Source organism: Cellulosimicrobium sp. PMB13 (genome assembly GCF_051294865.1).
Classification (GTDB): domain Bacteria; phylum Actinomycetota; class Actinomycetes; order Actinomycetales; family Cellulomonadaceae; genus Cellulosimicrobium.
The window spans coordinates 4,092,547-4,112,425 of the sequence record NZ_CP145910.1; the positions used below are offsets into that span (position 1 = coordinate 4,092,547).

Here is a 19,879-nt window from a genome sequence, read left to right on the forward strand (position 1 = left end):
CTCAGGAGCGCTGCGGCCGACGAGGCTCGCTCAGTCGCCCTCGGCGCGCAGCACGCGCAGGTGGCCGCGCCGCCCGACCTCGGTGACGGCCGCAGGCTCGGGCTCGCTCCGCACCTTGCCCGCCTCCCGGACCGCGTCCGCGAGCGCCGACAGGTCGTCGTCGCTCGGGCCGGTCTCGACGAACTCCGGAGAGAGCCGCACGACCTCCCAGCCGCGCGGGGCGGTGAGACGCTCGGCGTGCTCGGCGCACAGGTCGTAGCTGTGGGGCTCGGCGAGGTGCGCGAGCGGACCCAGGACCGCCGTCGAGTCGGCGTACACGTAGGTGAGGGTCGCGACGGCGGCACGGACGCACGCCGTGCGCGAGCACTGCCTGACGGATCTCACGGGGTGACCTTACGCCTTCCGCGAGGTCGGCGGTCGCGGCACACGCCGTCGTGGTCCCCGTGTCCCGGCTCGACCGGGACCGCAGCGGGACAGCGGCCCACCTGCACGTCTACAGTCGTCGTGTGCGTGGCTTCCCTTCCTTCCCCGGTTCCCGGCCCGAGCCGGCAGGGCGTGGGCGCCGGTCGCGCGACCGGGCCACCGGTCGCCGTCCGACCGCGTCCGCGGAGCAGGGGCCCGTCGAGCCGTCGTTCGACGACCTGGACATCCCCCTGCGCGCGCCCGGGCCCGGCGGGCACGGACCGGCGGCACGACGCCGCGACCGTCGGGGCCGCGGCCTGCGCGGCCCCCTCCTCCCGCCGTCCGCGCCGGCGAGCCGGACGCGGGCCGAGCGGTTCGACGACGTCGTGGTCGACGTGGTCGAACGCGTGGAGCGTGGGTGGGCCAAGCAGCTGCGCGGGACGGAGTTCGCCGTCGAGGACGTCCCGCCGTCCGACCCCGCGCCGTGGGAGCAGGGCGTGGTCCCGCTCGGTCGCTGCTTCCCGGCGGAGTCCGGCCAGCCGTCCCGGGTCGTCGTCTACCGTCGCCCGGTCGAGGCCCGCGCGCTGGACGCGGAGGACCTCGAGGACCTCGTGCGCGACGTGGTCGTGGAGCAGGTCGCGCACCTGCTGGCGCGCTCGCCCGAGGAGATCGACCCGCGCTACACCGGCGACCACTGACGGCCGGGCCGGGCCCGGTACTACTGCCCGAGCCCAGCCGTGCCCGACGCGCGGACGGCCACCTCGCGCGGTGCGGTGCCGTCGGTGACCGGGAGCAGCACGGAGAGCAGGCTCGGCGTCCTGTCGCCCTCGTCCCCGCTCGGCGGGCCGGCGCTCGCGAGCACCGACCACAGGGGGACGACTCCCTCGACGCCCCGGACGACGTCGACGGTGACGGTCGCCGGCGCGTCGTCCGAGTCCTCCGGCCGCAGCGAGCTCGCGGCGAGCGTGGTCGTCGCCCCGGCCGGCACGGCGACCGTCTCCTCCCCGAGGAGCGTCCCGTCCACGGCGTAGGCGCGCACCACCAGCTCGACCTCTCCGGCCGGAGGGTCGCCTGCCTCGTCGTCGACCGGCACCGCCGCGAGCGACAGGCTCGACGACGTGCGCGGGACGAGCGCGACCTGGCCCGCCCGTGCCGGCCCGGTGGACTCGGGCACCGTGAGCGGCACCGCCGCGATCCAGGCCCGGTCGTACTGTCGCTCCTCGTGGAGCAGGTCGGGGTCCGGCTCGCCCCGCCGGTCGACGGAGCCTCCGGCGACGACGGGGACGTCGGCGTGGACCGCGACCGTGTACCGGCCCTCGGGCAGACCGCCCAGCGACACGTCCGTCACGACGCCCGGCGTGAGCGCGACCTCCTCGACGCCGCGCAGCGGCACGACCCCGTCCTCGCCGTGGACGACGACGCGCGCCGTCCCCGCGTCCGGGCCGGGAGCGAGCACGCGCAGCCGGGGCGCGTGCGGGTCGTCGACGGCCTCTCCCCCGCTCTGGAACCCCGTGAGCGCGACGGCCTGGGCGGGCTGGGCGCCCGGCACGACGTCGTCGACCCCGAGCGGGACGAGCCCGTCGAGGGTGGTGTGCTGCAGGTACGCGGAGACGAGCCCGCCGGACGCCTCGACGTGCACGACGAGGCGTCGCTGCTCGGGTGCGGCCGCCTCGACGAGCGTCACGACCTCCTCTCCCGGCCCGACGAGCTGTTGCCCGCCCCCGGCGAGGACCGCCTGGCCGCCCTGTCCCCAGGCGGTCACCTGGACCGTCGCCGGCGTGAGGCCGGGGTTCTGGAGGACGAGCTGGGCGCTGCTGCCGACCTCGGTGCTTCCGCCGACGAGCCAGTGGCTGATCCCGGGTCGGACACAGCTCGCCGCGGCGAGACCGCGCAGGTCGCCCGCGGTCGTCACCGAGCCCACGGACGCCGCGGGCCGCGGCGGGTCGCCCTCGCCCGGCCGGACCGCGAGCACCGACCCGACGGACGGGTCCTCGACCGTCGTCGCGGCGGGACCTTCCGTGTCCGCGCCCGCGTCGAGCTCGGCTGCCGCGCCGCCGTCGAGCGGTGTGAGGGTCGACGTCGCGTCCCCTCCGACGGCGGCCCGCAGCGCGCTCGTCGTGCCGACCGGGGCCGGCCCGAACTGGGCGTCCCCGACCGCCTCGGGGTCGGTAAGCCGCGCGGGTCCGGGGCACACGAGGACGTCCTGCGCGGGAGCCACCGTCACGTGCTCGACGGGATCGACCACCTCGGCGTCGGGCACGCGGTCCGTGAGGACGCCCCCGAACGCCGCGACCGCTCCCACGGCGAGGATGCCGACCACGCCTGCGCCCGTCGTCGCGAGCCGACGGGCGACAGAGCGCCGGGCCGTCATCGCGCCACCGGCCGACGTCGCCGCACCGGGACCGCCAGCAGGACGAACACGAGCAGGACGACACCCGTGACCGCCAGCCACCCCGTCCGGTGGTCCGCGGCGTGGAAGACCGCGAGGTGCCCGCCGTCCGGACCGAGCTCGAACGCCTGCAGACCGCCCGTCAGCGCCGGGTCGACCGGGTCGAGCGCTCGCCCGTCGAGGGTCGCGCGCCAGCCGGGAGCGGCGTTCTCCGCCAGCACGACCGTACGGTCCGCCGGCCCGGCGACCAGCGCGACGTCGACGGGCCGCAGCGCGCTCCGGTCGGCGGCGAGCGTCTCGACCGCACCGTCCGCCGTCTCCACGCGCGCGTACGACGGCTCGACGCCCTCCGGCGCCACCCGCCACGTCACCTCCGACCGTCCCTCCGTCATGCGTTCGAGGCCCGGCACCATGTCGAGCCGGGCGACCAGCTCGGCCCGCTCCTGGTCCGCCGGCACGGACGCCGGGACGAGGACCGCCCCCACGCCCAGCCGCGCGAGGCGCGCCGCGGCGTCGTCGGACGTGCCTGCGGTGAGCTCGGCGACCGTCGCGGGCAGGTCCGCCTCGACGACGCCGGGCGCGGCCTCCTGGCGCGAGCGCACGACGGCGGACGCGTCCACGGCCTGGGGCCCGTCACCGCGGAGCGCGGCGTACGCGACGACGCCGTCCGCCCCGGGCTCGAGCGTCAGCACACGGGCCTGCCGCGGGGACGTCTGCATCTGGCGGCCGACCGGCGGGACGACGGGCTGCGTGGTGGCGCGGACGGCTCCCACGCTGGCATCGGTGCGGTCGAGGACCTGCGCGGTCCACGACGCGGCCGTCCCGAGCGGGAGCAGGGTCACCACGAGCGCGAGCGCGACGACGCTGCCCGTGCGCCACGCGGCCGCGTCCCGCCCCGGGAGCCGGGGCAGCCCGGCGAGCGCCGCGCCGAGGAGCGCGAGGAGCGCCAACGACACGCCCGCACCCGGCCAGCCCGTGACCGGTGCGGCGTCCGCGGGACCGGGGGCGACGGTCGTCGCCCCCGCGAGGACGCCCGCGCCGATCCCGACCGCCGCGACGAACCACGCGCCCGCGGCGGCACGACGTCCTCGCACGACGGCGGCCACGGCCAGCACGACGACGACGCCGCCCGCGACGAACGGCGCCCACCGCGCGAGGAGGTCGGCGGCGCCCGTCCCGTCCGCACCGAACCACGGCACGGGGGTGACGGGCAGCCCGAGCACCTGCTGCCACCCGGGTGCCGCGTCGGAGGCGACGGGCGCCCCGGGGTCGGCGAGCAGGAGCCGCCACCCGCCGTCGGACCACGTGCGGACCGCGTGCACGAGGAACGGGGCGAAGACGACGGCCGCGGGGACGGGGACGAGCGCGAGGTAGCGGCGGTGGCGGCGGACGCCCAGCGCCACGACCCCGAGGGCGACCAGGCCGGCCGGGAGGAGGACGGGCGCCCCGGCGACGGCCACGGCGAACGCGAACCCCGCCGCCGCGGCCGCGGCGAGCGACCCGGGCTCCGGACGGGTGGGGCGGCGGGGCGCGTCGGGCGTGGCCGGGGCGACGACGTCGACCCGCTGCAGGCCGACGGCGCGCACCACGGTCAGCGCCACCCACGGCAGCGCGGCGTGCGCGAGGACCGCACCGATGCGCCCCGAGTCGACGGCGGCGAGCAGGCTCGGCGCCGCGACCCAGACGAGCGCCGCCCATCCGCGCAGGGCCACCGAGCGCGTGAGAGCTCCCGCCGCGAACCAGGCGCCCAGACCGGCAACGAGGAAGCAGGCCGGCACGAGGACGTCGACGGCGGTCTGCGCCGAGCCGCCCGCGAGGAGCGCCCCGGGGACGAGCGCGGAGACGAACGGGTCGGCGGGCGCCGACGCCCCGAGCTCCGTCGAGATCCAGCCCGTCGTGGCGGCCCGCCACACGTCCCCGAGCGTGCTGCCGGCCGGGAGCATGCCTCCGCCGACGAGCCGGCCCCCGGCCAGGAGGGGACCGACGAGCGGGCCGAAGACGAGCGCGGTGAGTCCCGCGAGCCCCGCGACCACGACGCCGAGGCCGGCCCGCCGGCGCACGGCCAGCGCGCGGAGCTCGCGCCGCTCGATGTCCGTGGGTGCCCACACCGTGCGCCGCAGCTCGGCCCGCGCGAGACGACGGTCCCGGCGTTCGGCGAGGACCTCGCGCCACGTCCCCTTGAGCGGACGCAGCGTGCCGCGCGGCAGCCGCGCCGTCCGCCCGGCCCGCCGGCGTGCTCGCACGACCGGCCCGACCCGGGCCAGCGCCCAGACCGGCGCGACGATCTCGTCGCGCGCGTGACCGGGCTGCTTGACGAGCAGGCGGTACATGGCGTGGAACGGCGCCGCCAGGAGCATGGCCAGCGCGACGACCGGCAGCCACGGGAGCGCGACACCGACGAGACGAGCGTGCAGGTGCGCCCGTCGTCGCTGGACGTACGACGTGTCCGGGTCCGGCCGCGGCGCCTCGCCGGCCCGGCGCGCGGACCGGTCCCGCAACCCGAGGAGCGACGCCTGCGCGTGCCGCACCACGGCCGACGGGACGACGATCACCCGGTGCCCCGCGAGCCGCGCGCGCCGGCACAGGTCGAGACCGTCCCCGAACGGGCCGAGCTCCGGGTCGGTCCCGCCAAGCTCCTCCCAGGCGGCCCGACGCACGAGCGCTCCCGCGAGACCGACCGCGAGCACGTCCTCGCGCGCGTCGTGCTGACCCTGGTCGATCTCGTCGTCGTCGATGCCCGTCATCCGACGGCCCAGCGGCGTCGTCGTGAAGCCGACCTCGAGGAGGCGCCCCGGGCTCCCCGGCTCGAACGGGTCCGCCGGCTCGGGCGCCGGGCCGTGCACCCATCGCTCCTGCTTCGGCCCCGCGACGGCCACGGCGCTCGAGTGCTCGACGGCGCGCAGCAGCTCGGCGAGAGCGTCCGGCGCCGGCGCGGAGTCGTCGTGCAGGAGCCAGATCCACGTGCCCGCGTCCACGTTCGCCAGGGCGGCGTCCACGGCGTCACCGAACGAGCGCGCCCTGGGCGCCGCGACGAACCGCGCGTCGCCGAGGTGGAGGTCGGGGTACTGGCCGGCGGCCCCCGCGCTCGCGGCGTCGACGACGACGACGGCGTCCGGCCCGCTCGTCTGGTCGCGCACCGCGGCGAGCGTGCGGCGCAGGTACGGGGACTCGCCGCGCGTGACCACCACCGCGGTGACGGTCACCACGACGGCCAGCGCGCCCGTCACCGTCGCGACGACGTCGGGCGCCGAGACCGGCACGCCGGTCGGGGGCGACGTCGGCGGCGCGGCGCCGACGGGCGCGCGCACCACGGTCTGCGCAGGGCCCGGGAGGGGCGCGCGCGTGCTGCTCGTCAGGTCCGAGGAAGTCATGTCCCGTCGATCATGCGACGAGGACGGCGCGGGACCCGGCATTTGCGCGCCTCGGTGTGGCGGGGTGTCGTCACCCCGCCTGAGAAGGGCCCGTGGGGACTGCGGTCCGGCGCTCGTGCCGTCCGCTCCCGCCAGGCCCGACGCCCCGTCAGACGACGCGGCGCTTGAGCTTGCGGCGCTCCCGCTCGGACAGCCCGCCCCAGATCCCGAAGCGCTCGTCGTTCTCGAGCGCGTACTCGAGGCACTCCGCGCGGACCTCGCAGCCCGTGCAAACCTTCTTGGCCTCGCGCGTGGACCCGCCCTTCTCGGGGAAGAACGCCTCCGGGTCGGTCTGCGCGCACAGGGCGCGCTCCTGCCACCCCATGAGCCCGTCGTCGACCGGCTCGCCGAAGAGCGGCAGCACCGGTGCTACACGCTCCACCTCACGCCCAGCGTCGGAGGGAATGCCCCCTCCGGCTCCGTCCAGAATGTTCCACATCGTGCGCCCCTTCATGCCGTTCACGAGAAACTGCATTGAAGAAATTACACGCGTGTCGTCCTCAGGCGTCAAGCCGAAATGTGATAGCCCCGCGAAGGCGCCGGGGTGAAATCCCGACATGTCCGGACGCATAGCACACCACCTAGGGTGGTGCCATGGTGACCTCTCCCCATCCCTCCGCGGCCGGCTCCGGCACTCCCGGCGAGCGCCCGGCGCACGTCGCTGACCTGCTGCGTCTGATCACCCGTGAACCCGGCCGCCCGCGGCTCACCTGGTATGGCGACGACGGTGAACGCGTCGAGCTGTCCGGCGCGGTGCTTGAAAACTGGATCAACAAGACGACGAACCTGCTCGTCGAGGAATTCGACGCGGGCCCGGGAACACGCGTCGTCATCGACCTGCCCGCGCATTGGCGCACCGTCATCTGGGCGCTCGCGGTGTGGCGCGTCGGCGCGACCGCCGTCCTCGTGGACGAGGACGGGGCGACCGGAGCGGCCGAGGCACCCGACGTCGTCGTGACGGCACGGCCAGGGCGGTGGGCCGGCTCCAGGGCCGAGCTCGTCGCCGTCTCGCTCCCCGCCCTCGCGCGCGGGTTCGACGGCGACCTGCCGGCCGGGGCCGTCGACGCCGCGTCGGCGGTGATGACGTACGGCGACCAGCTGGGCTGGGTGCCGGAGCCCGACCTCGACCTCCCGGCCGTCGCGGGCGCTGCCGAGCGCGACCATGCCGAGCTCCTGCGTCCCGCAGAGGCCGACGCGACGGGCGGCGAGACGGCCGGCGCCGGCCACCGGGAGCTCGTCGCCGCAGCCGCAGAACCCCTGGACGGCGTCCTGCGGACCGTCGTGCGCCTGTGGGCGTCCGACGGCTCGGCGGTGCTCGTGCAGACGCTGGACGCGACGCGCCTCGAGCGCATCGCACGGGACGAGCGCGTCACCGCCTGACGCGCCCCGACGCGGGGCGGTCGGACGGCGAGGCGGTCGGACGCGACGAGGTCAGGGGCGGCCGAGCGCCCGGTACGTCCAGCCGGCGGAGCGCCAGGCGACCGGGTCGAGGACGTTGCGCCCGTCGAGGATCCGCTGCCCCGCGACCTTCTCGGCGAGCTCGGCCGGGACGAGCTCGCGGTACTCCTGCCACTCCGTGAGGAGCAGCACGATGTCGGCGTCGACGACCGCCTCGTCCAGGGACTCCACGAGCCGCAGCTCGGGGTGCACCCGGCGCGCGTTGGGGACCGCCTGGGGATCGGTCACCCGGACGTCCGCGCCCTGTCGCGCGAGCTGGACCGCCACGTCGAGGGCCGGCGAGTCCCGGACGTCGTCGCTGTTGGGCTTGAACGCCGCCCCGAGCACGGCGATCCGCTTGCCCACGATGGACCCGTCGAGCACCTCGCGCGCGAGGTCGACCATCCGGACCCGGCGGCGCGTGTTGATCGCGTCGATCTCCTTGAGGAACGCCACGGCCTGGTCCGCGCCGAGCTCGCCCGCCCGGGCCATGAAGGCGCGGATGTCCTTCGGGAGGCAGCCGCCGCCGAAGCCGAGGCCCGCGTTGAGGAACTTGCGCCCGATCCGGTCGTCGTACCCGATCGCGTCGGCGAGGCGCGTGACGTCCGCTCCCGTCTCCTCGCACAGCTCGGCCATCGCGTTGATGAACGAGATCTTCGTCGCGAGGAACGAGTTGGCGGCGACCTTCACGAGCTCGGCGGTCGGGTAGTCCGTCACGACACGGGGCGTGTGCTCCGACAGCGGCCCGGCGTACACCTCGTCGAGCAGCGCGACCGCCCGCTCCCCCGCCTCCGCGGCGGGGACCCCGTAGACCAGCCGGTCGGGGTGGAGCGTGTCCTTGACCGCGAAGCCCTCCCGGAGGAACTCCGGGTTCCACGCGAGCGACACCCCCGGCACCTCGCGCTCGAGCCGCCCCGCGATCCCGGCGGCCGTGCCGACCGGGACGGTCGACTTGCCGACGACGAGGTCGCCCTCGCGCAGATGAGGGATCAAGCCCGTCACGGCGCTCTCGACGTACCGCAGGTCGGCCGCGTACTCGCCACGGCGCTGCGGGGTCCCGACGCAGACGAAGTGGACCTGCGAGCCCGCGACCTCCGCCATGTCCGTCGTGAAGCGCAGGGTCCCGGTGCCCGAGACCTCGGTGAGCAGCTCGGGCAGGCCTGGCTCGAAGAACGGCGCGCGCCCCTCTGCGAGCGCGGCGACCTTCGCCTCGTCGACGTCGACGCCCACCACCTCGTGGCCGAGCTTCGCCATGCACGCCGCGTGCACGGCGCCGAGGTAACCGCAACCGATCACTGAGATTTTCACGCGTGTCCTTCGGGCCGATGTCGCCAGGAGGTTATCCGATCGGGACCCTACGCCCCAATCGCCGCCGGCGTGCCCGCGGCGCGTCGGGCGACCGCTAGGCTCGCGTGCCATGCCGTCCGCCCCTCCGCCGGTCCCCCCTGCCGTCCGAGTCGTCTGCGTCGTGTTCAACCCCGGCCCCGAGCTCGAGGCCTTCGCACGCTCGCTGCGCACGGCGACGAGCGAGTCGTACGAGCTGGTCCTGGTGAACAACGGCGGACCCAGCGCGGTGGTGCAGCAGCTCGTCGACGAGGGCGCGGCACGTCTCGTCGAGTCCGGGGGCAACGTCGGCTACGGCCGCGCGGCGAACATCGGCGCGCGCGGTTCCGCCTCGCCGTGGCTGGTGGTCGCGAACCCCGACGTCGTCTGGGAACCCGGGTCCCTGGACGCCCTGCTCGACGCCGCCGCGCGCCGCCCGACGGCGGGCTCGCTCGGTCCGCGGATCCTCAACGAGGACGGCACGGTGTACCCGTCGGCGCGGGCGGTCCCCTCGTTGTGGCTCGGGGCCGGGCACGCGCTCCTGGTGCGCGTCTGGCCGTCCAACCCGCTGTCCCGCCGCTACCGCCGGGAGAACCCAGCGGACCCCGGTGCCGAGCGCGCCGTCGGCTGGCTCTCGGGAGCGCTCCTCCTGCTGCGCCGCGAGGCCTTCGAGGCGGTGTCGGGGTTCGACAACGGCTACTTCATGTTCTTCGAGGACCTCGACCTCGGGGAGCGGCTGGGCCGTGCGGGGTGGGAGAACGTCGTCGTCCCCTCGGCGACCGTGACGCACATCCAGGGCGCGTCCTGGAAGCGGACGCCCGAACCGATGATCCGCGCCCACCACGCCAGCGCCCGACGGTACGTGCGGCGCCGGTACCGGCGCTGGTTCGAGGCACCGGTGCGCTGGGTCGCCGTCCTCGGTCTGCGCGTGCGCGAGCAGCTGGAGGTCGCCGGCGCGCGCCGGGCGACACGGTCCTGAGCCACCTGGCGTACGGCACAATGGCGACCATGCGTGGAATCATCCTGGCCGGCGGCTCCGGCACCCGTCTGCACCCGATCACCCTCGGCGTGAGCAAGCAGCTCGTCCCGGTCTACGACAAGCCGATGATCTACTACCCCCTGTCCACGCTGATCCTCGCGGGCATCCAGGACATCCTCGTCATCACCACCCCGCACGACGCCGAGCAGTTCCGCCGCCTGCTCGGTGACGGGTCGCAGTTCGGCGTCTCGATCAGCTACACCGTCCAGGCCGAGCCGAACGGCCTCGCCCAGGCGTTCGTCCTCGGCGCGGACTTCATCGGGGACGACTCCGCCGCCCTCGTCCTGGGGGACAACATCTTCTACGGACCCGGTCTGGGCTCCCAGCTCACCCGGTTCGAGGACATCGACGGCGGCGCCGTCTTCGCCTACCGCGTCTCGGACCCCACCGCCTACGGCGTGGTCGAGTTCGACGCGCAGGGCCGCGCCCTGTCGCTCGAGGAGAAGCCCGCCCAGCCCCGCTCCAGCTACGCCGTCCCCGGCCTGTACTTCTACGACAACGACGTCGTCGCCATCGCCCGCGACCTCGAGCCCTCCCCCCGCGGCGAGTACGAGATCACCGACGTCAACCGCGAGTACCTGCGCCAGGGACGGCTCCAGGTCGAGGTCCTGCCCCGCGGCACGGCCTGGCTGGACACCGGCACGTTCGACTCGCTGCTCGAGGCCTCGGACTACGTGCGCACCATCGAGAATCGCCAGGGCCTGAAGATCGGCTCGCCCGAGGAGGTCGCCTGGCGCCGCGGCTTCCTCTCCGACGACGAGCTCCGCCAGCGTGGCGAGGCCCTCGTGAAGTCCGGGTACGGCTCCTACCTCATCGGCCTCCTCGACGAGTAGTCGCCACCCTGGGGCTCCGCCGGAGCGCACCGTACTGTGGGGCCGTGACATCTGAGGAGCCCGAGGTTGCGCAGGACGACGATGCCCGCCCCACCACCGCACGAGCCAGATGGGTCCGCCTCGCGGGCCGGCTGGTGGCCGTCGTCGCCGTCGCGCTGTGCGTGTGGACGGTGGTCACCCAGTGGGACCGGATCTCGGCGGACCTGCGCTCCGCCGACCTGACGCTCCTCGCCGTCGCCCTCCTGGTCAGCGCTCTCGCGGGTCTCGTGCTGGCCACCGCGTGGTGGTACTGCCTGCGCATCGTGGGGCACGGCCGGGCCGTGAACGACGTCCTCGCCTGGTACTTCGGCGGGGAGATCGGCAAGTACCTGCCCGGAGGCATCTGGGCGATCGTCGGGCGCGGCGAGCTGTCGGTGCGCGGAGGGATCGACCGCCGGACCAGCTACGCCTCGACGCTCCTGTCGCTCGGCGCGATCGTCGTCTCCGGGGGCTGGTTCTGCGGCGTCGTCGGGCCGCTGGCCGTCGCGCTGGGTGACGCGCCGACCTGGGTGGCGTGGTTCGCCCTCGCCCTCCCCCTCGGAGCGGTGCTCCTGCACCCGCGGGTCGTCGGCCTCGGTCTGCGGCTGATGCACGTCGCGCTGCGGGGGGACCGGATGCTCACGGTGCCCAGCTGGGGGGCGATGTGCCGGCTGACCGTGCTCACCCTCCCGTCGTGGCTCTTCGTGGGCGGCGCATCGGTGCTCGTCACGGCCTCGCTGGGGTACGAGCAGTCGGCGGCGGCGGTGTCGATGGCCGCCGTCGCCGCGTGGACGGTCGGGATCGTCGCGGTCCCCGTACCCGCCGGCGCCGGCCTGCGCGAGATCGTCTTCGCCGCGTTGTGCGGGCTCGGCGCGGCACCGGGTGTGATCGTTGCCACAGTCTCGCGACTGCTCTATGTTCTCGTGGACGGCGCCGCCGCTTTGGTGGCGTTCTCGTATCTTCGTCGCCGGGCTCGTCCGGTGACCACCGAGGAGCAGACCTGATGAGAGACACCGTCCTCCGCATGTCGAAGAGCGCCTACGTGTCAGGCATGAAGACGCTCGGGTCGGGGCTGCGAGCCCTGCACGTCCTCGACGACGCTCCTCCTCCCCGCACCGCACGCACCAAGCACTGGTTCTACAGCCTCACGCGGGTGTACGACCCGCAGGCCATGATCAAGATGGACGTCCCGTGGTGGACCTACGACGCGATCGACGCCGTGGAGACCTGGCTCAAGGGTCGCGAGCAGGCCCGCATCTTCGAGTACGGGTCCGGCGCGAGCTCGCTGTGGCTCGCGCGCCGTGCGGGAGAGGTGCACTCCGTCGAGCACCACGAGGGCTTCTACGAGTACATGCGCCCGTCCTTCGAGGCGCAGGACAACCTCAGCGTCGAGCTCGTCGAGCCCGAGGTCTCGGACCACCCGGTCGTGCCGTCGCAGAAGGAGGGCCAGTCCGGGCTCGACTTCGCCGACTACGTCGCCGCGATCGACCGCGCCGGTGGGACGTTCGACCTCGTGGTGGTCGACGGGCGTGCGCGGGGCGCGAGCCTCGCGCACGCCGTGCAGCGCCTCGCGCCGGACGGTCTCGTGGTGTTCGACAACAGCCGCCGGGCCCGGTACAGGCCCGCGATCGAGAGCAGCGGTCTGCGCGAGAGGCGCTGCACCGGCCTCACGCCCACGCTCCCCTACGGCGAGCAGACGTCGCTCCTGAGCCCCGTCTGACCCGGGCCGCTCGACCGGGGCCGTCGGTCAGGGCCGCTCGAGCGGGGCCGGCCGGTCGGGCAGGCCCGGTCAGTCCCGGCCCAGCACCGTGGTCGCGGCCGACGCCCACCGCTCCTCCCACGCACCGATCGGCTCCACGCCGGAGGCACGCAGGGCCTCGTGACCCAGCACCGAGTAGGCCGGGCGCGGAGCCGGACGGACGAAGCCCTCGCTCGTCGTCGGGACCACGCGGGCGCCCCCGCCCGCCGACGCCACGACCTGTCGCGCGAACTCGAACCAGGACGCGGACCCCGACGACGTGCCGTGGTACGTCCCGCTCGGGGCTCCCGCCGCCACGAGGCGCACGATGAGGTCGGCGAGGTCCACGGTCCAGGTCGGCTGACCGACCTGGTCGTCGACCACGGTGAGCTCGTCGCGCTCGGCCGCCAGGCGGGCCATGGTCTTCGGGAAGCACGCGCCGTGAGCTCCGTAGAGCCACGCGGTCCGCACGACGAGGTGGTCCGGAGCCTCGGCCCGGACGGCCCACTCCCCCGCCAGCTTGGTGCGCCCGTAGGCCGACCGCGGCGCGGGAGGAGCGTCCTCCGCGTACGGCTGGGTGGCGTGGCCGTCGAAGACGTAGTCGGTCGAGACGTGCACGACGCGCGCCCCTGCCCGAGCAGCCCCGCGCGCCACGTTGGCGGCGCCCGTGCCGTTCACCGCGAACGCGGCCGGCTCCTGCGACTCGGCGTCGTCGACCGCCGTCCATGCGGCACAGTTCACGACGACGTCGAACCCGCGGGCGGCATCGGCCGTAGCGACCGGGTCCGTGACGTCCAGCGACCGGCGGTCGACCGCGACCACCTCGTGGCCCGTGGCACCGACCGCCGCCACGACGTCGTGCCCGAGCATGCCGCCCGCTCCGACCACCAGCCATCGGCGTGACGGCCCGGTGGATCCGGTCCGCGTGGTCCCGTGGTCCGTCGTCTCGTCCACGACGCTCCGTCCCTGGATGCGACCACGCACGGCGGTCGGTGCTGAGGTGCGCCCGCCCCTGTCGTGCGGGAGGCCGCGCGCCCCGGTCGGGGCACCGTAAGATCCTAAGGGCCCGCCGCGTGACGTCCGTGGCGCGGTCCGCCACGACGTCCGAAGAGGAGCACCTCCATGCAGTTCCGCGAGCTCGCCGTCCCCGGTGCGTGGGAGATCACGCCGCAGCAGCACGGCGACCCGCGAGGGGTCTTCCTCGAGTGGTTCAAGTCCGGGCCGTTCGCCGAGGCGGTGGGCCACCCGCTCGACCTGCAGCAGGCGAACTGCTCGGTCTCCGCCGCGGGGGTCCTGCGGGGGATCCACTTCGCCGACGTCCCGCCGGGACAGGCCAAGTACGTGACGTGCGCCCGGGGCGCCGTGCTCGACGTGGTCGTGGACGTCCGCGTCGGCTCGCCGACGTTCGGGCAGTGGGACTCGGTCCTGCTGGACGACGTGGACCGTCGTGCCATCTACCTCGGCGAAGGGCTCGGGCACGCCTTCCTCTCGCTCGAGGACGACTCGACGGTCCTGTACCTGTGCTCGACGGGCTACGCGCCCGGCCGTGAGCACGGGATCCACCCGCTCGACCCGGCGGTCGGCATCGAGTGGCCGACGACGGCACGCGACGGCTCGCCCCTCACGCACCAGCTCTCCGCGAAGGACGAGGCAGCGCCTGGGCTGCACGAGGCGGCCGAGCAGGGCCTGCTCCCGACGGCGGCGGCCGTCGAGGAGTTCATCGCCTCCCTGCGCGCCTGACCGCGGCCTCGTACGCCTCGACGTGGACGCGGGCCGCGGCGGCCCACGTGAACTCCTGCGCCCGCGCCGCCGCCGCGACGGCGAGGCGCGCACGGCGCTCGTCGTCGGCCAGCAGCGAGCCGAGCTCGCGCGCGATGGAGGTGTCGGCCGTCCCGCAGTACGCGACGGCGTCGCCGCCGACCTCCGGCAGCGAGAGCTCGCGCGTCGTGAGCACGGTCGCGCGGCAGGCCATCGCCTCGAGCACCGGCAGCCCGAAACCCTCCCCGAGGCTCGGGTAGGCGAGCACGCTCGCCCCGCCGAGGAAGCCCGGCAGGTCGTCGAGCGGGAGGTACCCCGGCCGCCGCACCGTCAGGTGCTCCGGGACGCGCGCCACCTCGGCGTCGATGCGGTCGTCCCACCCGCGGCCGCCCGCGAGGACGAGAGCAGGAGGGTTCTCGAGCCCGGCGCACGCCTCGACCCAGCCCCGGACGAGCGCGGGGACGTTCTTGCGGGGCTCGAGCGTGCCCAGGAAGCCGACGTAGGGGGCGTCGCCGACGTCGAGCGTGCGACGCACCCGCTCACGCTCGTCGGTGCTCGTCGGGTGGAACCGTGCGTGGTCCACGCCGTGGTAGGCGACGAAGAACTTCTCGGCGTCGGCGCCGACGAGCCGGACGACCTCGTCCCGTGTGGCGCGGGACGGCACGACGAGCGCGTCCGCACGACGGGACGCGAGCCTGATGGCGTTGCGGAAGAAGACGGCCTTGGACCGCAGGTGCAGCTCCGGCGTCGTGAAGAACGTGGCGTCGTGCAGGGTGACCACGGTCGGCGCTCCCGTGACGAGAGGCAGCGTGTAGTGCGGCGAGTGCACGACGTCGGGGCGCACCGAGCGTACGAGCGCCGGCAGGCCGGACTGCTCCCAGGCCATGCGGGTCGCGCGACGCGCGACGGCGGACGGCGCCGGCACGAGGTCCGCAGCGGGCGCGACCCGCGCGAAGAGGTCGACGTCGCGCTGCTGCACGGCGAGGACCAGGTCCACGCCTGCCGCGACGAGCTCGGGGACGAGCTCGTCGACGTAGCGGCCGACGCCCCCGCGGTCGGCGGGGACTGCGGTCGCGTCAAGGAGTACTCGCACAGGCTGCTCCGATCCGAGGGAAGGCTCTCGTCGCGGCGGAGAGTCGGACAGACCCTAACAACCGCGGAGGCCGAACCCGGCGGGAACCGTCTCCGTGCGACGACGGCCTGGCCGTCGGGACACGCGCGGCGGACGGGCGGGGTGCGGGTGGCTCGCCCGTCAGGTCGCGCGAGGACCGGACCCGCTCGGCACGACGGAGACGAGGCCTTCGAGGGTCTCGGCGCCGTCGCGCTCCTCGTGGGCCGTTGCAAGCTCTGCAGGACGTGCTTGCGCCCGCCCTGCGACGGCGAGGAGCATCTCGGCGTACCGGCCACCGACGCGCCGGAGGGAGAACTCGTCGGCACGCGCCGCCGCTCGTTCCCCGAGCTCGTCGCACCACGCCCTCCCGTCGGCCAGTGACGCCAGTGCCGCGCCGAGGGCCGCCTCGTCACCGCTGGGGACAAGCACGCCGTCCACCCCGGGACGGACCGCCTCGTTGATCCCGGGCAGGTCCGACGCGACGACCGCACAGCCCGCCGCCATCGCCTCCAGCAGAGCGACCGGAAGGCCGTCCTTGTCACCCGAGCCGGCGTGCACCGACGGCACCACGATCACGTCGTGCTCGGCGTAGACCTGCGCGAGGTCGGCCCTGCCGAGCTGACCGAGGAAGGTCACCGGGAGCCCCGCGGCCGCACCCTCGAGGTCGGCACGCAGCGGACCGTCGCCGACGACCGAGAGCTGGAGATCCTCGCGGCCCAGGCCGCGCAGCGCGTCGACGAGCACGGCGAGCCCCTTCTTCTCGACCAGCCGGCCGACGAACAGGAGACGCAACGTCCCGGGCACCGGTCGTCGGGACCGCGCGACACGCGCGAAGAGACCCGTGTCCGCCCCCATCGGCCGCGTCAGGACTTCCTGGGCCCCGAGCTCGCGCACGATCGTCGCCATCTCGGCGTTCATCACGGTCACGCGCGAGGCCCGCCGCACGACGAACGACTTCAGACGAGTGAGCGGGCGAGACCTGAGAGCGTAGAGGTCACCGCCCAGGGTGGTGACGACGCGAGGGACCCGCGGGGCCGCCAGGGTCGCGACGAGACCCTGCGGGATGATCCAGTGGGCGTGGACGACGTCCGGCCGGAATTCGCGCACGTGACGCCTCACTGCGACCGCCTCGGCGACGAGGAACGGGATCACCTGCAGCCAACGACTCGGTCGGGCGCGCAGGTTCTCGATGATCGCACCGTCGGCGAGGTCCTCCCACCGCCGCGGGAAGAAGCGGAACCGGCGGACGTCGACACCGTCGACACGTTCTGCCCCCGCGCTCCCCGGAACGCTCGGGGTCACGACTCGGACGTCGAACGTCGACGACATCTCGATGGCCAGATCCCGGACGAAGGCGGGCGTTCCGTCGTCTGCTCGTCCCGGGAACGTGGACCCGAGCACGAGAAGACGTGGGCTACCGTTCTTCATGGACGTCCATCTGGAGGAGCATGTCTGAAGCATCCCACACCCGCAGAGCCGTGATCGTCGGTGCGCGGGGGTTCATCGGGCGCGCTCTCGCGCGAAAGCTCGTCGCAGACGGGTACGAGGTGAGCGATGTCACACGCTCGTTCCCGCTCGAACCAGGTACCTCGACCTGGTCGGCGGCGGCACACGACTCGACGATCTACTGGTGCGCCTCGACGATCAACCCGCAGATCGCCGAGCGCCACCCGGAGCTGGTGCACTCGGACCGGATGGCGTTCCGGGACCTGCTCACCGGGTTGCGCGCGGAGGGCTCGACGAGCCGCGTCGTGCTGCTCAGCTCCGGGGGAACCGTCTACGGCGACGCGGGCGCGCCCCCCTTCACCGAGTCCGTCACGGTGCGGCCCACCACCGCGTACGGGCGGGCGAAGGCTGTCCTCGAGGAGGACCTGCACGAGCTCGCTCCCCCGGGATCGGTCGCCGTCCGTGTGTCCAACGCCTATGGGCCCGGCCAGCGGACGGCACCAGGACAGGGCGTGCTCGGACACTGGCTGCGCGCGGTCGCCGCGGGGCGGACCGTGCACGTCTTCGGCGACCTCCGCTCGGTCCGGGACTACGTCTTCATCGACGACCTCGTCGACGGTCTCGCTCGGCTCCACGCCGCCCCGGCGCTGCCCGCCGTCCTCAACCTCGGCTCCGGCGTGCCCACCACGCTCGCCGAGGTCCTCGCCGTCGTGCGGGAGGTCGCCGGGGAACAGGTACCGCAGGTCGAGATCGACCCGGCGCGCTCGTTCGACGCCGACAGGGTGTGGCTCGACGTCTCGGCGGCTCGTGAAGCCGTCGGGTGGATTCCGAGCACACCGCTCGCGACAGGGACGAAGGCCATGTGGGAGTGGATCCTCGACGGCGAGCGCGACGAGTGACCGGGGCCGACGAGCAGCTCGCGCCCACCGAGACGGTCGCACGCTCGGACGTGCGCAAGCGATGGATCAACGGCGTGTTCGCCGTGCTCGCGACCGCTCTGCTCGCCGTCGCGGTCTGGAGGCAGAAGGACGAGTTCCTCGAGGCCGCGTCCCGCCTGCAGTGGACGACGCTGGTCGGAGCCTTCTTGCTGGGGTGCGTCGCGCTCTGTCTCAACACCGGTGCGTGGTCGAGCTCGATGAAGGGCGTCGGGGCACCGCTACCCGCCTTGTGGTCGGTCCGGATCTTCTTCGTCTCGCAGATCGGCAAGTACCTCCCGGGGAGCATCTGGCCCGTCGTGACCCAGATGGAGATGACACGGCGCCGGGGCATCTCCCGGTCGACGAGCGCAACCGGGTCGCTGGTCGCGATGGCGGTCGGAGTGGTCACGAGCGCGTGCGTCGCCGCAGCGACCCTCATCACGGCGACCCCGGGAGGGGTGCGCACCTATTGGTACCTGCTGGCCCTCGTGCCCGCGGGTGCGGCGCTCCTGACCCCTCCCGTGCTCTCGCGGGTCCTCACCCTGGTCGCACGCGCGACACGCCGCACGTACACGGCGCCCGAGCTCTCCTGGCGGGGCCTCGTCGAGGCGGCCTGCTGGTCGCTCGCCATGTGGCTCGCGTTCGGCGCCCACACCTGGCTCATCCTGCAGGACCTGGATGCCGGCTCGCCCGACGACGCCCCGAGCCTCCTGCTCTCGACGGGTGCCTTCGCCTTCGCCTGGCTCGTCGGGTTCCTCTTCTTCCTGGCACCCGCGGGCGTGGGAGCGCGCGAGGCGGCTCTCGTCGTCGCCTTCAGCGGTGCGCTCACCTCAGCCGACGCGCTGGTGCTCGCGATCGTCAGCCGTGCGCTGCTGACCCTGGTCGACGCGCTAGCGGCGCTCGTCGGCGTGCTGCTCGCGCGGCATCCGCGGATCGCGGAGCGCACCTGACGCGTCGGGCGTCGAGACCAGGCTGTCGGCGAGGGCGGCCGCCAGGACCTCGTCGGCCGTCGCACCCGAGCTGCCGGCACCGGGACGGTACTGGATCTCCTTGAGCCGCTCGAGCGTGTCCTCCATGAGGGCACGGTTGGTCTTGAGCAGGTCCGCGATCACGAGCAGCGCGAAGCAGAGCAGTGCGCCGACGAGCATCGCCGTGCCGAAGATGAGCGACTGGACGTGCCCGCCGGCGCTACCCATCATCCACAGGACGAAGAAGCGGATGAACGGGACGATGCCGGCGAGGAGGAACAAGGACCCCAGGGACACGAATACCACGTGCGGCTTGAACATGAGGTAGCTCCTCATGATCGCCTGCCCGGACTTGGCCATGTGGTGGCCGATGTTCTTGAACAGCCGGGACTCGCGCGTCTTCGCGTTCGTGGTGATCGGGACGCTCGCGATGCGCAGGCGCTTGTTGCCCGCCTGGATGATCGTCTCCATGCAGTAGCTGAACTCGGTGACGATGTTCAGCCGGTACAGGGACGCACGGGAGTAGGCGCGGAACCCGCTCGCCGCGTCCGGCAGGTCAGTGCCTGCTGCCTTGTTGACCACGTCGCTGCCGACGCGCTGCATGAACCTCTTGAAGGGAGAGAAGTGCGCGATCGTCGCCGTCTGACGGTCACCGATCGCGATGTCCGCCTCGCCGCGCAGGAGAGGAGCGACGAGCTCGGTGATCGACTCCTGGGGGTACTGGTTGTCGCCGTCGGTGTTGACGACGATGTCCGCCCCGTGCTTGAGGGCGTAGTCCACGCCGTCGCGGAACGACCGCGCGAGGCCCATGTTCCGTGTGTGCCGGACGATGTGGGTGACACCGAGACGACGGGCGACCTCGACGGTACGATCGGTCGAGCCGTCGTCGATCACGAGGATCTCGACCTCGTCGATGCCCTCGATCTCCCGTGGGATCGACGCGAGCACGAGCGGCAGGGTCTCCTCCTCGTTGAGGCACGGGATCTGGACGAAGAGTTTCATGACGGCTTTCCGATCGAGAAGTGGACGGCCTCGATCCTACCGTCCTCCGCGTCTCCGACTGGCTCGGAGGCACGACCGACGACCAGCC

The 19,879-nt window shown here is 74.1% G+C and carries 18 protein-coding genes; 9 read left to right on the forward strand and 9 right to left on the reverse strand.

Annotation, left to right across the window (positions count from 1 at the left end):
• Positions 1–30 precede the first annotated feature (30 nt).
• Positions 31–384 (reverse strand): DUF3499 domain-containing protein, encoded by a 354-nt coding sequence (locus V5D56_RS18285; RefSeq protein ID WP_251150333.1) that lies wholly within the window; start codon positions 382–384, stop codon positions 31–33.
• A 122-nt stretch (positions 385–506) separates the two neighbouring features.
• On the opposite strand from V5D56_RS18285, the gene V5D56_RS18290 reads away from it, so the two are divergent.
• Positions 507–1,100 carry a metallopeptidase family protein gene (locus V5D56_RS18290; RefSeq protein WP_435736690.1) on the forward strand — a complete coding sequence of 198 codons (594 nt, stop codon included), beginning with the start codon at positions 507–509 and terminating at the stop codon, positions 1,098–1,100.
• A gap of 20 nt (positions 1,101–1,120) precedes the next feature.
• Here V5D56_RS18290 and V5D56_RS18295 read toward each other — a convergent pair whose 3' ends face one another.
• From V5D56_RS18295 to V5D56_RS18305, 3 genes are all read right to left on the reverse strand, one after another.
• On the reverse strand, positions 1,121–2,773 hold the full coding sequence (locus tag V5D56_RS18295) for a DUF5719 family protein (RefSeq protein ID WP_435736691.1): 1,653 nt from the start codon (positions 2,771–2,773) through the stop codon (positions 1,121–1,123).
• Complete coding sequence (locus tag V5D56_RS18300; RefSeq protein WP_435736692.1) at positions 2,770–6,162, reverse strand: glycosyltransferase; 3,393 nt, start codon at positions 6,160–6,162, stop codon at positions 2,770–2,772. Before V5D56_RS18300 ends, V5D56_RS18295 begins: the two co-directional genes overlap by 4 nt.
• Before the next feature lie 148 nt (positions 6,163–6,310).
• Positions 6,311–6,640: a WhiB family transcriptional regulator gene (locus V5D56_RS18305; RefSeq protein WP_435739076.1), complete on the reverse strand. Its 330-nt coding sequence runs from the start codon at positions 6,638–6,640 to the stop codon at positions 6,311–6,313.
• A 155-nt stretch (positions 6,641–6,795) separates the two neighbouring features.
• Here V5D56_RS18305 and V5D56_RS18310 point away from each other — a divergent pair, with 155 nt between their 5' ends.
• A complete protein-coding gene (locus V5D56_RS18310; RefSeq protein WP_435736693.1) occupies positions 6,796–7,581 on the forward strand; it encodes a TIGR03089 family protein in 786 nt (261 codons plus the stop codon).
• A gap of 51 nt (positions 7,582–7,632) precedes the next feature.
• Here the strand turns inward: V5D56_RS18310 and V5D56_RS18315 are convergent, their stop codons facing one another.
• Positions 7,633–8,946, reverse strand: a complete 1,314-nt coding sequence (locus tag V5D56_RS18315; protein WP_435736694.1) for a UDP-glucose dehydrogenase family protein — start codon at positions 8,944–8,946, stop codon at positions 7,633–7,635.
• Between the two features lie 109 nt (positions 8,947–9,055).
• Here V5D56_RS18315 and V5D56_RS18320 point away from each other — a divergent pair, with 109 nt between their 5' ends.
• Genes V5D56_RS18320 through V5D56_RS18335 form a run of 4 tightly spaced genes read left to right on the forward strand, consistent with a single transcriptional unit; the run spans position 9,056 to position 12,571 of the window.
• Positions 9,056–9,940 (forward strand): glycosyltransferase family 2 protein, encoded by an 885-nt coding sequence (locus V5D56_RS18320; protein ID WP_435736695.1) that lies wholly within the window; start codon positions 9,056–9,058, stop codon positions 9,938–9,940.
• A gap of 29 nt (positions 9,941–9,969) precedes the next feature.
• On the forward strand, positions 9,970–10,833 hold the full coding sequence (gene rfbA / locus V5D56_RS18325; RefSeq protein ID WP_435736696.1) for a glucose-1-phosphate thymidylyltransferase RfbA: 864 nt from the start codon (positions 9,970–9,972) through the stop codon (positions 10,831–10,833).
• Positions 10,834–10,877: 44 nt separating this feature from the next.
• Entirely contained in the window at positions 10,878–11,855 is a 978-nt protein-coding gene (locus V5D56_RS18330) for a lysylphosphatidylglycerol synthase domain-containing protein (protein ID WP_435736697.1), read from the forward strand.
• Positions 11,855–12,571, forward strand: coding sequence for a class I SAM-dependent methyltransferase (locus tag V5D56_RS18335; protein WP_435736698.1), 717 nt, complete (start codon positions 11,855–11,857; stop codon positions 12,569–12,571). Before V5D56_RS18330 ends, V5D56_RS18335 begins: the two co-directional genes overlap by 1 nt.
• Before the next feature lie 69 nt (positions 12,572–12,640).
• Here the strand turns inward: V5D56_RS18335 and rfbD are convergent, their stop codons facing one another.
• Entirely contained in the window at positions 12,641–13,543 is a 903-nt protein-coding gene (gene rfbD, locus V5D56_RS18340; protein WP_435736699.1) for a dTDP-4-dehydrorhamnose reductase, read from the reverse strand.
• A 168-nt stretch (positions 13,544–13,711) separates the two neighbouring features.
• Between rfbD and V5D56_RS18345 the strand changes: the two genes are divergently transcribed.
• A complete protein-coding gene (locus tag V5D56_RS18345) occupies positions 13,712–14,329 on the forward strand; it encodes a dTDP-4-dehydrorhamnose 3,5-epimerase family protein (RefSeq protein WP_435736700.1) in 618 nt (205 codons plus the stop codon).
• Here the strand turns inward: V5D56_RS18345 and V5D56_RS18350 are convergent.
• Positions 14,307–15,440: a glycosyltransferase family 4 protein gene (locus V5D56_RS18350; protein ID WP_435736701.1), complete on the reverse strand. Its 1,134-nt coding sequence runs from the start codon at positions 15,438–15,440 to the stop codon at positions 14,307–14,309. The two genes, V5D56_RS18345 and V5D56_RS18350, sit on opposite strands and share 23 nt — an antisense overlap.
• A 159-nt stretch (positions 15,441–15,599) precedes the next feature.
• Positions 15,600–16,886 (reverse strand): glycosyltransferase, encoded by a 1,287-nt coding sequence (locus V5D56_RS18355; protein WP_435736702.1) that lies wholly within the window; start codon positions 16,884–16,886, stop codon positions 15,600–15,602.
• A gap of 20 nt (positions 16,887–16,906) precedes the next feature.
• On the opposite strand from V5D56_RS18355, the gene V5D56_RS18360 reads away from it, so the two are divergent.
• Together V5D56_RS18360 and V5D56_RS18365 are read left to right on the forward strand one after the other, a co-directional pair.
• Positions 16,907–17,803, forward strand: coding sequence for an NAD-dependent epimerase/dehydratase family protein (locus V5D56_RS18360; RefSeq protein ID WP_435736703.1), 897 nt, complete (start codon positions 16,907–16,909; stop codon positions 17,801–17,803).
• Positions 17,800–18,771: a lysylphosphatidylglycerol synthase transmembrane domain-containing protein gene (locus V5D56_RS18365; RefSeq protein ID WP_435736704.1), complete on the forward strand. Its 972-nt coding sequence runs from the start codon at positions 17,800–17,802 to the stop codon at positions 18,769–18,771. Before V5D56_RS18360 ends, V5D56_RS18365 begins: the two co-directional genes overlap by 4 nt.
• On the opposite strand, the gene V5D56_RS18370 is transcribed toward V5D56_RS18365, so the two are convergent.
• Entirely contained in the window at positions 18,712–19,791 is a 1,080-nt protein-coding gene (locus V5D56_RS18370) for a glycosyltransferase family 2 protein (RefSeq protein ID WP_435736705.1), read from the reverse strand. The genes V5D56_RS18365 and V5D56_RS18370 overlap by 60 nt on opposite strands.
• Positions 19,792–19,879: the final 88 nt, after the last annotated feature.